The sequence below is a fragment of the Dulcicalothrix desertica PCC 7102 genome (genome assembly GCF_003991905.1).
Taxonomy (GTDB): Bacteria; Cyanobacteriota; Cyanobacteriia; order Cyanobacteriales; family Nostocaceae; genus Dulcicalothrix; species Dulcicalothrix desertica.
This window is the reverse complement of the sequence record NZ_RSCL01000005.1, coordinates 323,422-338,952: the sequence shown is the minus strand read 5'-3', so window position 1 is coordinate 338,952 and position 15,531 is coordinate 323,422. Positions and strand designations below refer to the sequence as shown.

At 36.5% G+C, this 15,531-nt stretch carries 13 protein-coding genes; 5 read left to right on the top strand and 8 right to left on the bottom strand.

Annotated features, from left to right (window positions below; genetic code table 11):
- Positions 1-23: 23 nt before the first annotated feature.
- Entirely contained in the window at positions 24-953 is a 930-nt protein-coding gene (locus tag DSM106972_RS12850; RefSeq protein WP_127081074.1) for a carotenoid biosynthesis protein, read from the top strand.
- Here DSM106972_RS12850 and DSM106972_RS12845 read toward each other — a convergent pair.
- From DSM106972_RS12845 to DSM106972_RS12815, 7 genes are all read right to left on the bottom strand, one after another.
- The gene (locus DSM106972_RS12845) at positions 950-2,230 is read right to left on the bottom strand and encodes an MFS transporter (RefSeq protein WP_127081073.1); all 1,281 of its coding nucleotides are present in this window, start codon (positions 2,228-2,230) and stop codon (positions 950-952) included. The genes DSM106972_RS12850 and DSM106972_RS12845 overlap by 4 nt on opposite strands.
- A gap of 101 nt (positions 2,231-2,331) precedes the next feature.
- A complete protein-coding gene (locus DSM106972_RS12840; RefSeq protein ID WP_127081072.1) occupies positions 2,332-3,699 on the bottom strand; it encodes a thioester reductase domain-containing protein in 1,368 nt (455 codons plus the stop codon).
- 21 nt (positions 3,700-3,720) lie between these two features.
- Complete coding sequence (locus DSM106972_RS12835; RefSeq protein ID WP_127081071.1) at positions 3,721-4,017, bottom strand: acyl carrier protein; 297 nt, start codon at positions 4,015-4,017, stop codon at positions 3,721-3,723.
- A 125-nt stretch (positions 4,018-4,142) separates the two neighbouring features.
- Entirely contained in the window at positions 4,143-5,972 is a 1,830-nt protein-coding gene (locus tag DSM106972_RS12830) for a fatty acyl-AMP ligase (protein ID WP_127081070.1), read from the bottom strand.
- Between the two features lie 44 nt (positions 5,973-6,016).
- Complete coding sequence (locus DSM106972_RS12825; RefSeq protein ID WP_127081069.1) at positions 6,017-7,816, bottom strand: flavin-containing monooxygenase; 1,800 nt, start codon at positions 7,814-7,816, stop codon at positions 6,017-6,019.
- A gap of 59 nt (positions 7,817-7,875) precedes the next feature.
- Entirely contained in the window at positions 7,876-8,532 is a 657-nt protein-coding gene (locus tag DSM106972_RS12820) for a CDP-alcohol phosphatidyltransferase family protein (protein ID WP_127081068.1), read from the bottom strand.
- A gap of 253 nt (positions 8,533-8,785) precedes the next feature.
- A complete protein-coding gene (locus DSM106972_RS12815; protein WP_127081067.1) occupies positions 8,786-10,357 on the bottom strand; it encodes a B12-binding domain-containing radical SAM protein in 1,572 nt (523 codons plus the stop codon).
- 464 nt (positions 10,358-10,821) lie between these two features.
- On the opposite strand from DSM106972_RS12815, the gene aepX reads away from it, so the two are divergent.
- From aepX to DSM106972_RS12795, 4 genes are read left to right on the top strand one after another with little or no spacing between them, the layout of a single operon-like run.
- Entirely contained in the window at positions 10,822-12,438 is a 1,617-nt protein-coding gene (gene aepX, locus DSM106972_RS12810) for a phosphoenolpyruvate mutase (RefSeq protein WP_127081066.1), read from the top strand.
- Positions 12,438-12,617 carry a hypothetical protein gene (locus tag DSM106972_RS12805; protein ID WP_186538327.1) on the top strand — a complete coding sequence of 60 codons (180 nt, stop codon included), beginning with the start codon at positions 12,438-12,440 and terminating at the stop codon, positions 12,615-12,617. The genes aepX and DSM106972_RS12805 overlap by 1 nt, the downstream gene beginning before the upstream one ends.
- Positions 12,618-12,622: 5 nt before the next feature.
- Positions 12,623-12,973 carry a pyridoxal-phosphate-dependent aminotransferase family protein gene (locus DSM106972_RS12800; RefSeq protein WP_186538329.1) on the top strand — a complete coding sequence of 117 codons (351 nt, stop codon included), beginning with the start codon at positions 12,623-12,625 and terminating at the stop codon, positions 12,971-12,973.
- A complete protein-coding gene (locus DSM106972_RS12795) occupies positions 12,970-13,725 on the top strand; it encodes a phosphocholine cytidylyltransferase family protein (protein WP_127081065.1) in 756 nt (251 codons plus the stop codon). The genes DSM106972_RS12800 and DSM106972_RS12795 overlap by 4 nt, the downstream gene beginning before the upstream one ends.
- Here the strand turns inward: DSM106972_RS12795 and DSM106972_RS12790 are convergent.
- Positions 13,722-15,467, bottom strand: coding sequence for a P-loop NTPase fold protein (locus tag DSM106972_RS12790; protein WP_127081064.1), 1,746 nt, complete (start codon positions 15,465-15,467; stop codon positions 13,722-13,724). The genes DSM106972_RS12795 and DSM106972_RS12790 overlap by 4 nt on opposite strands.
- Positions 15,468-15,531: the final 64 nt, after the last annotated feature.

Sequence of the window (15,531 nt, the reverse complement as noted above, 5' to 3'; positions counted from 1 at the left end):
ATTATCCAACTTATTTGAAAATTATGGACAAGAAACAACTCTTATTAATTGAAAAATTTTGCCTAGCTGGTTACGCGATTTTAGTTTTTTCGGCAACGATTGTATTTGTGACAATATTACCATATCCCCAAATAGCAATCGGATTACCGAATTTTGCTAAGTTTGTACTAAAATCAGCGATTAAACATCAATTTGTATTTCAGACATTATTAGCAACAATTGCAACTTGTATTCATGCTTACCGTACTATAGGTATCCGACAGATGCTAATTTTTATGGCGCCGAGCATGATTTTACCATTCAGCGCTGAAATGTTAACTATTAAAACGGGGTTCCCATTTGGTCATTTTGTCTACCCTGATGGTAATGGTATAAACTTTACTGCAATTGGTTTAGGTTATAAGGTTGCTGGTTTAGTACCTTGGACAATAGCCTTGTGGTGGTTCTCTGGTTCACTCGCTACTTACTTGTTAGCGCGCGCAGGTGTGGAAGCAATTGGATTATCACAAAGGCTATCTCAGATAGGAGCAGTAATATTTGGAGCAATGCTAATAACAGCATGGGATTTTGCTTTTGAACCTTCTATGCATCTAAGTGCTGTACGTTTCTGGAATTTCCAACAATCAGGTGCTTACTTTGGCATACCCGCTTTTAGTTTTGCTTCCTTCATGACTGTTCTTGTACTGTTTATGAGTGTAGCAGCACGATTTTGGCGCCAAGAACCTTTACAGTTAGAGTCATCGCAACTCAACTTACCTCTAGTTAATTACTTAACCAACTTAGGAGCAGCTTTTATTTTTGACATTTTTACCCATATGTGGATTCCTTTGGCTATAGGAATCATATTTGGATTGGCGCCAGCTCTAACTTTTTGGTGGATTCGCAACAAATACAGTAGAGACGTGATTAATCACGTCTCTACACGTCGGTTTAACGAAACAATGGGCGGTTAGGTTATATCTGGCGCCTTTGAATCAATAAGCCGTAACTGTTGATATTGGTAAGCAAAAATAGTTGTGAGGATGTTAAAAATACCCATCAGTATAAACAAGAGCCTTACGCCACGTCCTGAACCTGCACTAATTATTTGTCCCATAGTAGCCGCTAAAATTCCATTCTGAGCAAATAATGGTTCAAAAATATTATCTACAACAGGTCCAGCAATAATATAAGCAATTGCTGGAGGAATTTGCTCTATTAACCTTCGTACACCAAAAACTCGTCCTTGCAAGTCCGGCTTTACTTTGGTAAGCCAAATCGCTTGATTGCTACTCAAAATAATTGGGTAGGCAAAGAGATAGCAGAAAACTCCACTTGCAATCAGTAATATTGAAGCTTGGCAAGCACTTAGCAGCAGGAGTAATCCTTGCCAAATTACAAAGCCAAACATGGCGTATATACGACGCTTTGGTCCTCCCCAGATACTGATGACAAGACTACCAACTAGCCAACCACAGCCACCAATAGACATGATAAAACCTAACTGTTCCGTAGAAGCCACACTTAAGACTAATGGTGTAAACAAAGACTCAAGCATTCCCAAAGTAAAATATGGTACCATTGAGTAAATCAATAATGCTAAAATCCCAGGTCGCTTTAAAATATAAGACCAACCAGCAATAAACTCTTTTTTAAACGAACCTTTTCCAATTTGTCCTTCGCTGGTTTGTTGAGTTTTTGGAAAATTAACTAATAATAACGTAAAAAGAGCAAAAATAAAACTGCAAAAGTCAATTAATAATACTCCTTGAACTTTAATTGCTATTACTAAAAAACCTGCTACCATTGGGGCAATAATCTGGGAAGTTGCTTGAGCAATTTGTACCATGCCACTAACACGGCTAAAATGTTTTTTTGGAACAAGCTGGCTAATAGATGCATTATAAGCGGGTGTTTGAAACGCAGTAAAGCAAGCTCTTAACGTTAAAATCGGATATAATAACCAAATTTGAAATTGCCCTGTAACCAATAAAAATGCGATTATTAGCGTGCCTAATGCAGCTCCAGAGTCGCTTATAATCATTGCCCAACGTCTATCCCAACGGTCTACTAATGTACCTGCAAATGGTGACATTAAGCTTTCTGGTAGATAGGTGAACAAAGAAATCAAAGCAAACTCAGTAACAGAACCATGTTGCTGGTAAACCCATACACCCAATGCAAAACTAGTTAAACGGGAGCCTATTGCAGACACTAACTGCCCCAACCAAATCAGCAAAAAAATAATCATGCTTGTAACGTCTCTGCTAAAAAATAGCCCACATATAAATAGTTGCCTGAATGTTGATTAAGAATTACTTTGATAACGTTTTTGTTTGAATAATTGTTTGTTCAAGGTGTAGATAGAAAATTATTTTTAATAAAATATATAAAATATTTATTTAATAACTTATTATCGACTGGAGGGCAACTTATTTGCTGAGAAGAAAGCACATTAAATGTTTGTTGACAGCTATACTTTGGTACTCTTTGACAATTATATTGTTGTGGGATAAGCAAATCTCCATTGGATGAACGTTTTTGGAAGAAAGGTAACAAAGGAGATAAGGGATTTTGATGGCATGATTTAATTGTATTTAACTCTTGTGCCCAATTTTCATAAGCAAGCAAATTTATTTTATATCCAAAATTACGCATCCAATCTACAAAAGATTCCCAATGTAATGGTTGTAAGTTATTTAAATGAAAAATTTGACCAATCGATTCTTCTTGTTGAGAAAGACAAACTATAGCACGCGAAACATAGTCAACTGGCGAAAGATTCAAAAGATAATCAAGGGAAGGCATACTTCCCATTTGAAGACAGCCTTTAATCACCCGACAGACTACATCATCTGTATTCCAAGCCCCGGTTTGACTGTGCCCAGAAATCAATGGTGGTCTGTAGATAGTAACAGGTAATCCGCGTTCGTGCGCCTCTAATATTAATTTTTCTGCAACCCATTTACTTTGAGAATAGCCTAATTTTATTCCTTGCCAATGCGTTAATGGTTCTGCTTCTGATACTATCTTGCCTGCGTAAGCAGCAGATTCCCAAACAGCCAGTGTGGAAATGTAATGAACTGGCTTTACTTTTTGCTCACAGGCAAGTTTAATTATTTCATGTGTTCCCAACACATTAATAGGTTTTAGCGCTGCATAAGAACAAACCCAATTAAGTAAGGCACCACTATGGTAAATAATATCTATTTTTTGTGCTAAATCGTTAAAATCGTTTTCTGTTAATCCTAATTTTGGTTGAGATAAATCGCCAAGTATACAGATGATTCGAGAACTATATGTATTATCCCACAAACCATAACAGTCTAAGTTATGTTTAACTTTTTGATTAGCTTTTTTATGAGATTTAGCACGTACTAAACAATATATATTAGCTTGAGTTTTGTCAAGCAATTCTTGCAGTATAAAAGCTCCTAAAAATCCAGTCACACCTGTTATAAAAATAGATTCAACTTGCTGATGATTGTGATATACAACTTGTTTTTGAGGATAAAGCTGAGGTTCCAATAATACTTCTGCTTGCAAATTTATTTCTGAGTTTTGCTCAATGAGTGAATTTAAAATTTCTTTTTTATTGATTTGTAACAATTGTTTTATTTCAGGTGTTATTACTCCTTTTGGCGCCTGAATGGTTAGAGAATCACCTTTAGCTGATACCCGAATTCCTTTTTGTGATAATTCGTCAAGTAATTGGTTCATAAAATAATACCATATTTATAGTTATAGAGTAATTTCTTCTAACTCACCTAAGTATCGTGTTAATCGCTCAATTGTAGGATAATGATAAAGAGAGTCTGGGTCTATGTCGCACCCAATGTAAACGCTTAAATCAGAAAGTAGAGAAATTGCTGCCGAAGAATCTAAGCCATAGCGATCGAAGTTTACTTTTACATCTATTTTTTCCGGGCTGATTTCTAATAATTCTGCCAAGTAGGATACTAACCAAGCTTGGATATCTTCCGTAGTAATACTTGAAGCATTAGTATTGCTTTCGGTAGTTTGGTTTTGAATTTTCATTGTTGAACCTCTATTATTTACTCGTGATTAGTTACTGGACAAAATTAGTTAGATAACGGCGCCTGCTTTTTGGCATCTATCATTCCAGGTGTTGGAATTTATTTGATTATTTGCTTGATTTAACATTAACTACCCGTTGTTAAAATATTTAAGGTTCCATCTAAAAATCCAGCCCGACAGGCATAGTGCTGAATTTTTCCACTAGAAGTTTTTGGGATGCTACCAGTCTTTAGAAGTAAAATAGAATAAATTTGCAACCCATGCTCGCGCGTCACAGCTTCTTGAATATTACTGACAACTGTCTCTTGATCGAATTGTTTATCCGTTTCTAAATCAAAATTAGCCTCAATATCTACCTGACGACGCTCTACTCCAGAGAACTTTCCACCTAACTGGCGCCTTTTGTATCTACGCTCAACTTCAGCCACAACTACCAATCGCTCAACACCTTCAATCTCAACGGCAAATGCAGCACTACAATAAGGTCTAATAAATGGGTCACTTTCCTCTACAGTCTTTTCGATGTCTTGGGCGTAATGGTTGCGACCCCGAATAATAATTACATTCTTTAGGCGCCCAGTAACGAACAACTCACCGTTTTCCATAAATCCCAAATCACCAGTCCGTAAAAATGGCCCTTCTTTTGTATCTGTCAAGTAAGCTCGAAAACTTTGTTGAGTTTTCTCCGGTTGATTCCAGTAACCACTAGTTACAGATGCTCCTGCTACCCAAATTTCTCCAACTTTTCCTGCTGGTAATTCGGTTAAAAATTCAGGGTCTACGATAATGACTTTTTGGTCATAACAACTACGACCGCAACTTACAATTGTCCGGCTATATTTCTGACTTTCACTCGTTGTCACTATTCGATTTTGCTCAAGTTCCGATGCCATTACCGTCTTAATTATAGGAGCTTCTGCTTTTGCACCTCCTGTAACTAACAACGTTGCTTCTGCCATACCGTAGCAGGGGTAAAATGCGTTGGCACGAAAACCACAGGATGCAAACTTTTCGACAAACTGTTCCAACACTTCAAAGCGAATTGGTTCGGCGCCATTGAAAGCAACTTCCCAACAACTTAAATCAAGAGTTTCCTGTTGCTCAGGCGATATTCTACGCACACACATTTCATAAGCAAAATTAGGGGCGCCGCTAGTTGTTGCTTTATATTGAGAAATTGTTTGCAGCCAACGAAAAGGCTTTTGTAAAAAAGCGACTGGAGGCATTAGAATCATTGACGCACCAACATATAAAGGCTGTAAAATTCCGCCAATTAATCCCATATCGTGATAAGGAGGCAACCAAGAAACTATAATACTATTGGACGTATTCTCAAAACGCTGCTCAATTAGTTCCGAGTTGTGTAAAAGATTCTGATGGCTGACCATTACACCCTTCGGTTGACCTGTAGAACCAGAAGTATATTGCAGAAAAGCTAAAGTATCACTAGTAATTAACGGTTCAGAGCAACACGACTCCTGGCTTTGCTCAATACTGTCAGTTGCAAGCCAAGATATAGGGGGCATTTCCAAATTTTCTACCCAACGCTTTTTTATATTAGGTAGTAAAGATGCGGTTGTAAGGACAATTGCGGCTTGAGAGTCTTTAGCAATTGTCAACAGCCGTGTTAAATTTTGATTTTCTCTTGGTGGATAAGCTGGAACTGCGATGACTCCTGCATATAAACAACCAAAAAAAGCAGAAATAAATTCCAAACCAGGAGCATATAGTAACAGAGCGCATTTACCACTTACTCCCATTCTTTGTAGTTGTGCTGCGATTGCTTGCGCCTGTATATCTAGCTGTTGATAGGTTAAGCTACAGGTTTCAGATTCTCCATTTAAAAGAAATCGATAAACTATTTTTTCAGGTTTTTGTTGCGCTCTGTACTTAAGTAATTTTATTAAAGAATCAATTTTATCTAACGAATTTATAAAATTTGAACTGTCTAGCATATCTTGCATTTCTAGGAGATGTCTATTGTATTTTGGAGATAGTTTCAGTTTTCATCATGTGTAGGGCGATGGTTGTATTGAACTAAGACTTTCGCAAGCATGAGGTTCACGCGTAAGAGATTAGGTATCCAGAATATTAACCGGAATAAGTCTACATTCATGTATAGCAGCCAAAACAAGGCTGCGATGGTGAGACTGAAACTCAGGGAAAGTTTTACTCCCCAAAGGAGGATTGCTGCAAGTAACAGGGTGAGGACGTGAGGATAGAAGAAGAAGAATAGAACTACGCTTCTTACTTGAGAACTATAGTTGGTATTATAGGTTTTAGTAACACGTGCTGCATAGCGTTCATAGCCATCTTTGACATTTCCAGGTCCGCGCAGTCGGAAGCGGAGAGGCTCAGGTGCGCCAAATAAGTAGGCTTGTAGTTGATTCCAAGAGCTAAGATGACACCAAATTTTGGGGCGACAACCAATTAATTCTGCCATTTCTTCCATCCAATGGTCGAAGAAATATACGTTGGGGAAGCGGTTTTGCATTGCTGGACAATTGCGAGCGTGTTTATTAGCCTCTTTTTCAATGATTTTTTTGAGCTTTTGTGGCTGAGGAAGTTGTATTTTGTCAGATAGAACTTGAGCTATGAAACGTGCTTGCATTTCTGCCATTGCAGGTATCGATCCTACTGTTGGTCTAACTAGACCAACAAAGGCTAGATTGGGCATTTCTGGGTGAAAACATCCTTTGTATAGCTCCTGGTGTCGGTATTGCCAATTGTTTGGTAGCTCGATGGAAAGTAGTCCTGGTTTGTAGCCAGTGTTGATTACTACTGCATCAATTTCTTCAAAGCTACTATCTTTAAAGTACGCTCTGTTTTGTTCAAATTTTACTACCTTACCTTTTGGGATGATTTTATTGCTGTGGACTAAGTATAAAATATCATCTGTGGAGTTTTCTGGTCGAGTCAGATTTCCACTGGTGTCTTGGTAAGCTTTAGGCCAGAATTTAGCGTGCCAATGGTATGGAATAACTGCTTTTGGTAACCATTCTTGAGGAAAGAGCCGTAAGTATAAGTGAAATTTTGCATAAGCTGGTTGGATAAATTTTGGTATTTTATAATACCAGCTTATGCCGAGATTAAGAATTTCTTGGTAGTCTTTGATATACTGACCGATTGGCCAAAATTGTAGTTGGTCAAAGGGAATATCGGTATGTGGGAATACTCGTGGTGCGATGGGAAAGGAACTGGCGGAGATGATAGTTCGCGCTGCTACGGTGCTGATTTCAGAGCTAATTCCAATACCACTCTCGCCAAGTCCCATACAGAGTACTCGTTTGTCCTGGAATAATTGTGGTTTTTTGTAGTTGCTTCCATGAATGACGGTACCCGAAAAATCTTTTAATCCTGGTATGTCTGGGATGTCTGGCTTACCGTGTACTCCAGAACAGATGATTACAAAATCACAGTTGTAGGTGCCTTTGTTAGTTATGATGTTGTATTGTTTATTGTGATTTTTTTGGATGGATTGTACAATAACTCCGCAATGAATGCGGTCTTTGAGGTGAAATAATTTTGCAAATGAATGTAAGTACTCTATCATTTGCTCTGGTTTGAGAAAGTCTGGGTATTCGTCTGGCATTGGGCAAGACCCAAATTCAGTAACCCATTTAGAAGAGGTTAAGGTGGCGCTATCCCAGCAGTATTTTTGCCAGACTCCTCCAATTACTTGACTTTTTTCCAGAATAATTAGGTTGTCGATGCCAACTTCTATTAGCTCTTTTGCTGTTACGAGTCCGGATATGCCGGCTCCTATGACTATGCATGTTTTACTTTGAGTGGTTGTCATTTTCGTTCCTTTAATACGGATGTTTTAATTTGGTTAAAGATGGAGTGCGAAATTGGGTTTTAGCTATTTTTTAACTCATTAAAAAGTTTAAAAGATGAAATGCAAAAATCTATAAATGAAAGCGGCAAAACTACAATTAAAATTAGGTCGAACCAGCCTAAAGAATAATTACCTAGTTTGAATAAGTAGTGATGCCAAAAATATGTTAAAACTGTTAACACAAGAAAAATCAAATGATATTCAAATACGCCAATGAAAGAAAAAAAACACTTATTTTTCATTAAACTCCATAATAGAAGCAACAAATAATGGAGTAATGTTATTATGGCGCTAAAAATAACTATTTCAAAATGAGCATAGGATGAGACACCAATTCCTACAGGCAGTGCAAAGTAAAATAATGCATCTAGAATTTTGTCTAAAAAATCACCACACTTAGAAGTTAATTTACGTTCCCTTGCCACAGAACCATCTAAACTATCTGCCAATAGGTGCAAAAAAATAAATATTGCTGCTAAAATGAGCCAAAACTCATGAAAATTAGCTAAGTAATATGATATGGCTGCAGCAATACCGCAAATAAAACCGAGAACAGTTATTTTATTCGGTGTCATCCACATCGGTATTAGTGGTATCAATTTCGTTGCTAATTTATCAAATTTTTGTTCAAAAGGGCTAGCAAGAATTATGACGGTTTCGTTTTCTTTAGTAATCATTTGTCTTTATTTTTACTATCATTGCATAATTTTAATGTTTTTAGTTAGCTAGTTAGCATTGCTACCTTTTCATGTATATATAGATTATTAATCAATGTCAACATTTTCTTTATATTATGTTAAAACTTGGTTATAATTTCGTATATATATTTTTTGTTAAACGTCTTTTGTAAGTAATAATGCTGAAGCTGGATTAAATAAATGACTATTATGATTTAGGAACATAATATTATGAAACCATTCATCTTTATAGTTATTTGTTTATTCCTGTCAACTTTTTGCTGTTTTGCTCTTCTGAAACAGTCATTTTAGCAAGCTTTTCTTGAATTTCTTTACGTACAATACTGCGATACTCAGCAAAATGTTCGTAGCTGCCGCAAACTGTAATATATGATGTCCAAAGCTTTGGGTCGCGCCTAATTATCGAAAACAGGTAGTGCCAGAAACGATAGCGAGTTTTACGTTTAACCCCTTGGCGCCACAAAATAATAAATAATCCTCGCAACATACTCATACTAATCTTTTTATTACCAAATTCGATAGGAGAAATACCTAGTTTGCTGAAACATTTATAAGTTCTGTCCAAATAGCTTTGAGCATCGTATAATTCCCAAAAAGCGTCAATATATTCTTGTGCAATTTCCTCTATTGGTCTCGTAGGTATAAAGTTTGTTAAAGTCGTTTGATTTATATTGCCATCTTCGCTTAACAAACGATTTTCTTTTTCTAAACGGTGCCATAATGCTGTATTTGGTAAAGCTTGCAGTAAAGTAAAAAAGGCACGAGAAATTCCAGTTGTTTCAATAAATTTGGCAATCCGTGAACCTGCTCCTGGTTTTTCGCCATCGAAGCCAAGAATAAATCCAGCTACTGGAATTAATCCAGCACGTGTTATTTTATCAATTCCTTCTTCTAAAGAAGAACGTGTATTTTGAAACTTTTTCGTTAGCTGTAAACTTTCTGCATCAGGTGTTTCGATTCCCAAAAACACAGTGTTAAAGCCACATTCCACCATTGACTCCATCAACTGACTGTCTTGTGCTAAGTCAACAGAAGCCTCTGTATAAAAATTAAAAGGATAATCATGATTGGCTTGCCAGATTTTTAATTCTTCCAGCAACAGCTTAACATTTCGCTTATTGCCAATAAAATTATCATCTACCATAAAAATACCGCCTCTCCAACCCAAGCTATAAAGGTATTCTAACTCTGCTAAAACTTGTGCTGGGTTTTTAGTGCGAGGCTTGCGGCCGTAAAGCACTATAATATCACAAAATTCACATTGAAATGGGCAACCACGCGAGAACTGAATTGACATGTATTGATAAGCATTTAGTTCTAGCAAATCGTAACGAGGAATCGGTGTTTTTGTAACATCAGGTTTTTCTCCATTAGATCGAAAAACACCTGATTTTTCTCCACTTTCTAAGGCTTTAATAAACATCTCAATAGTAATTTCTCCTTCGTCAAGAACGAGATAATCTGCTCCTGCTACACTCGAATCCTCTGGAATTGAAGTTGGATAAGGGCCTCCTACTGCTACTGGTTTACCCCGTAGTTTAGCGTTTTTTATTTGTGCTAAAAAATCTTCTTTTTGAACAATCATTGCTGAGATAATCACAATATCTGCCCAAGCCCATTCTGGTTCTGTAATTTCTCTTATATTGCAGTCTACCAATTTAAACTCCCACTCTTGAGGTAAAATTGCTGCAACAGTCACCAAGCCCAAAGGTGGGAATAAAACCTTTCGAGAAACTAATTCTAAAAATTTTTCAAAAGACCAAAAACTTTTCGGAAACGCCGGATAAATTAGTAATGCTCGCATTGATAGAACCCTATTTATATAAACTTAAAAAATTATTTATTTAAGCAATTAAAATATATATGAATTGTTTATAAAACAAATATTTTATAATTTTCATAATTCATTGATGCTTGAAGCAACAATTCTTATTCCAAGTACAATAACTTCTTGCTCGATTTAAAAACTTCAGTAATAACACTTAATTTTTTATTGCTCCCCAATTTACATTAATCTTACAACTATTAGGTTGCGGTGCAAATCTTTGCCAAATAAAATTTTTTTAAGTTTTTCCTAAGTAATAATACTGAAGCTAAATCGACTAAATGATGATTATGATGTAAAAAAATAACATTTCAATATTACTTGTGTTTACGTTTACTTAAATGGAGAAGCGATTTCTTATATTTTTGAGTAATTATACGGTTATGTAAATATCTTTTTTACAAAATTATTTATCTGAATGTGGAAACCACATAAGCTTAACGATGCGAAAAACTACAGCATTAAAAAATTTACTTAAAAGTGAATCACTAGAATTTTTAATGGAATCTCACAATGCTATTAGTGCAAAAATAGTAGAGGAAGCTGGTTTCAAGGGAATTTGGGCAAGTGGGCTGTCAATTTCTGCCCAACTAGGTGTACGAGATAACAATGAAGCAAGTTGGACTCAAGTATTGGAGGTAATTGAGTTCATGTCTGATTGTACTTCGATACCAATTCTATTGGATGGGGATACAGGTTACGGAAACTTTAACAATGTGCAGCGACTGGTCAAAAAGTTAGAGCAACGTAATATTGCTGGGGTATGTATTGAAGATAAATTATTTCCAAAAACTAACAGCTTCATTAACGGCGCCGCGCAACCTTTAGCTGATATTCAAGAATTTTGTGGCAAAATAAAAGCTGCAAAAGATGCTCAAACAGATGATGATTTTGTAGTAATTGCGCGCGTGGAAGCATTAATCGCTGGTTGGGGTTTACCTGAAGCTCTAATGCGTGCAGAGGAATATCACCAAGCAGGAGCAGATGGTATTCTCATTCACAGTTCAAAGCAAACAGCAGAGGAAATATTAGAGTTTAAACGAGAGTGGGGCGCCCGTTGTCCAGTGGTAATTGTGCCAACTAAGTATTACACTACTCCTGTCCACGTCTTCCGAGACTACAAATTTTCGATTGCTATCTGGGCAAACCAAATGTTACGTACTGCCATCACAGCAATGAAACAGATGGCTCTTAATCTTGCAGCATCAGAAAACATTCTTGTTGTTGAAGAATCAATCGTTAGTGTCGCAGAAGTCTTTCGTTTGCAAGGCGCCACAGAACTTCTGGAAGCAGAAAAGCGCTATCTACCATGTGTTACAGACTCAGTTAGCGTCACTCTTTTAGCAGCTTCACGGGGAATTGAGCTAGGGGAATTAACCCTAAACTTGCCTAAATGCATGTTGAATTTATCGGGTAAGCCAATCCTTGGACGGATAGTTGAGACTTATCAAACCGTAGGTATTAAAGATATTACCGTGGTTCGTGGTTATAAAAAAGACATGGTAAATTTACCTGGTTTACGTTATGTCGATAATGATGAATATGACAATACAGGTGAACTTTTCTCTTTATACAAAGGTTTAGCGGATGTAACTGCTGGTGAAAAAGATTGGATTATCGGCTACGGAGATGTTTTATACAAAAAATATGTTTTGCAAATGCTGTTAGAAGTTAAGCATGATTTAGTTGTGGTAGTTGATTCTAAGTGGAGCGATCGTCCCCATCAAGTTAGACCAGATTACGTGATGAACTCGCTACCAAATTCTCAGCAAACATTCTATACCGATGTATATTTCAAACAGATTGCTCCAGAAATGCCAGTAGAAAATAGATGTGGGATATGGACAGGTTTGCTTAAAGTTTCTCGCACAATGCAACCTGTACTATGGGATACACTAAAGATGTTATTGCAACAGGATGAAATGACAACAATAGGACGAATGCCAGCGTTGCTCAATGAATTAACAGCACTAGGATATCCTATCCACGTTATTTATATTACTAGTGATTGGCTAGATGTGGACGAGGTACAAGATATGATTACAGCAGGAAGCTTTTAATGATTGACGCACAAGATTTTATTCAGGCAGCTTCTTCACGGGGTTTTGGTTTGTATACAGGAGTACCCTGCTCTTTCCTCAAACCGTTTATTAACTACGTAATTAACTCGCGTGAACTGCAATATATAGGGGCAGCAAATGAAGGGGATGCTATTGCAATGTTTATTATGCTTTATTAGAAGCATTGAAGGAATTAGAAGATAACGGCGGTTATTTAGCTCGACATTGTGATTATAAAATTCGTTCACAAAAAATCTATCGTGGGTTAAAAGAATTAGGCGTACAACTTTTTCTTGATGAACAAGTTACAAGTTGTGTTTTAAGGTCTTTTAAATTACCATCCGGACATAGTTACGAACAAATACATGATGGTTTAAAGCAAGCTGGTTTTATCATTTATGCTGGGCAGGGTGGGCTAAAAAATGACATTTTTCGCATAGCGAATATGGGGAATATACAAATGGAAGATGTAAACCGTTTGCTAGAGTATTTTAAAATTATACTTGACCGCACTAAAGCTACAATAAATTTATGAAAATTCAAACAGCCGTTATTCTTGCTGCGGGTATGGGTACAAGGCTAAAAGAATTGGGAAAATCCATACCCAAAGGATTTTTAAAGTTGGGAAAACGACCAATAATTGAGGAAACCATCATGCGATTACGAAGCTATGGAATCCAGAGGATTATTATTGTGACTGGTCACTGCTATGAGTTTTACGAGCAATTAAAAAAGCAGTATCCAGAAATTTTGACCGTTCATAACTCTGAATATGCCACTTCCGGAAGTATGTATTCTCTCTGGTGTGCTAGGGAACTATTAAATAATGATTTTTTACTATTAGAATCAGATTTAATTTTTGAACAGCGAGCAATAGAAAGTGTACTAAGCTTTAATAAAGAAAATGTAATTTTGCTCTCCGGTAAAACTAATGCAGGTGATGAAGTTTACGTACAAGGTAATAGTGGCACCATAATTGCTATGTCCAAAAACAAGGATGAGTTGGGAGAGCCAGTTGTAGGAGAACTGGTAGGTATTTCTAAAATTTCTCTGGCTCTATATAAACAGATGTTACAATCTGCTTCTGAAAAGTTTGCAGCTACTTTAAAAGTTGATTATGAAACAGACACATTGGTTAGTGTAGCTCAATATCATCCTGTATACTATACAGTGTTAACTGATTTATTATGGGCAGAAATTGATAATAGCCAACATCTTCAACGTGCATCTCAACAAATTTATCCTGCTATATTCCATGAAATTGATGACTATATTTTCTATTCTTAAAGCATCATTTGTTCAAGTTCTTCAAGGTGTTGCGCGCTTAGAAGGCTTTCCTCATCTAAGTCCTCATCAGAAGCATCTTGGTCAAGCTGTTCTTTTACTGTTGCTATTTGTTGATTAATTATTGGTAATGCTTTACCTTGACTAATTGCTGTTTTTAACAATTCAAATCGTTGTGCTTCTTCAATTCGACGCAACAGTTGTGAGATATAACGACTAATTATAACTTCGTTGCTCAAATCGAAAATGTCATTATTATATTCATCTTCTTGACCCAACAAGAATTCTTCGCTGGCATCAAATAAAGCTTCCACAACCGAGGGAATGGCATTTATAGGAATTTCTTGAGCGGTGCTTTCAAGCTGTTCTAGAAAAATGCTAGTTTGTGCCATACCTTCAGTACGTTTTTGCTTAACAAGTTCTATTAGATGTTCTTTAAACCTTTCTGTATCGTAAGCTAAAGCAAGCATAGTTTTTATTTGAGTGTTAGATAATTCATATGCTGACAGGGCCAGACGGAAGTAGATTGGAAATATTTCTAAACTACACACACGTAGTTGCTTATGCCATTCAGACTCTTTCTCCGAGGGAGAGCTATTACTCCAAACATGTTTTAAATTTGGAAAAAGCTGCATCAGGAGATTTTGTACAGGTTGCTTGTCTTCGGGGGGTAGTTGAGCAATCCAGGTATTTAGTAAATTTTTTAATTCGTCTGTGGAAGTATTAACCTCACCTGCGAAAGCATAAGGATTTTGGGGGATTGTATTATATATAGCTGGGCAAAAGATTCGCAAACACTCAATAGCAATAAAATCAATTGGATTGACTTCGCCTTTTACTGCTGGATATGTAACTGTTAAAGTGTTAGTTAAACGACTAATGGCAGGTATGTTATTAATAAAATGGTCTATTCCTTGGAAGTAAATATTACTCCAGCGTGCTTGATTAAATTCTTCTTTTGGTATGTCAATAAATATTCTATTAAGTTTTTTAAAAAACAGCTTGCGGAGTAAGGTTTTAGTTGGAGTAGGTAACTCAAACTCAGCTTGAATAATTTGTTGTAAATATGATTCTTTGGATACTGTATCGGTTTCTGTAATTGTTTCCATTACAGCTTCTTTATTAAAGGCTAAAACATAAACAACGTTAGAGAAATTCGGAATAGCTTTAAAAATGCGAAATAGCTGCTTAATATCCTCACCAGGCAACCTATCTATATCATCAACTGTTACAACTATGCGTTTATCCTGCTTTGCAAGCGTCTTTTCTACTTCTTCTTTAAATTGCGAAGCTTCCTTGTCTTTATCATCCAATAATGTTACTAATGCCTTGCCAGTTTGAGCATAAGGTAAAGGAATTTCTGAAATAATTCCGGCAAAATCAGCAAGTGTTTTTCTTATACCTCTTGGCACGGCTTTTTCTTGGCTTAAAACGTTTTGTAGTTGCTCAAAAAAGCGTCTTGCAATATTTTGATGTCCAGAAAATAGCCAGGGATTAAAAGGAACAATAATTGGTTGCTCGTCCTCTGGCTTTTGCTGAAGATAATGACCTATAAAGTTTAATAGTGTTGATTTGCCTGAGTTCCAAGAACCGTAAATACCAATTATGAAACCTTCAGGAAAGGTCATTTCGCAAATGCTATCTGCTAGATACTTAGCAAAGCTCGCATGACCTAGCAAGTCATTTTCTGGATCGATTAGGGAGCTATCTGTTGATATTTCGTTAATATCGGTTGTATCGGTCATAACACTTTTAGAATTTACAAACAGAAACCGGGTTCTAAACAAGAAACCCGGCTTCTATCATTCT

Bases quoted from the DNA above. Each gene is read 5' to 3' on its own strand.
- DSM106972_RS12850 (WP_127081074.1), top strand. From the start codon at position 24: ATGGACAAGAAACAACTCTTATTAATTGAAAAATTTTGCCTAGCTGGT.
- DSM106972_RS12845 (WP_127081073.1), bottom strand. From the start codon at position 2,230: ATGATTATTTTTTTGCTGATTTGGTTGGGGCAGTTAGTGTCTGCAATA.
- DSM106972_RS12840 (WP_127081072.1), bottom strand. From the start codon at position 3,699: ATGAACCAATTACTTGACGAATTATCACAAAAAGGAATTCGGGTATCA.
- DSM106972_RS12835 (WP_127081071.1), bottom strand. From the start codon at position 4,017: ATGAAAATTCAAAACCAAACTACCGAAAGCAATACTAATGCTTCAAGT.
- DSM106972_RS12830 (WP_127081070.1), bottom strand. From the start codon at position 5,972: ATGCTAGACAGTTCAAATTTTATAAATTCGTTAGATAAAATTGATTCT.
- DSM106972_RS12825 (WP_127081069.1), bottom strand. From the start codon at position 7,816: ATGACAACCACTCAAAGTAAAACATGCATAGTCATAGGAGCCGGCATA.
- DSM106972_RS12820 (WP_127081068.1), bottom strand. From the start codon at position 8,532: ATGATTACTAAAGAAAACGAAACCGTCATAATTCTTGCTAGCCCTTTT.
- DSM106972_RS12815 (WP_127081067.1), bottom strand. From the start codon at position 10,357: ATGCGAGCATTACTAATTTATCCGGCGTTTCCGAAAAGTTTTTGGTCT.
- aepX (WP_127081066.1), top strand. From the start codon at position 10,822: ATGCGAAAAACTACAGCATTAAAAAATTTACTTAAAAGTGAATCACTA.
- DSM106972_RS12805 (WP_186538327.1), top strand. From the start codon at position 12,438: ATGATTGACGCACAAGATTTTATTCAGGCAGCTTCTTCACGGGGTTTT.
- DSM106972_RS12795 (WP_127081065.1), top strand. From the start codon at position 12,970: ATGAAAATTCAAACAGCCGTTATTCTTGCTGCGGGTATGGGTACAAGG.
- DSM106972_RS12790 (WP_127081064.1), bottom strand. From the start codon at position 15,467: ATGACCGATACAACCGATATTAACGAAATATCAACAGATAGCTCCCTA.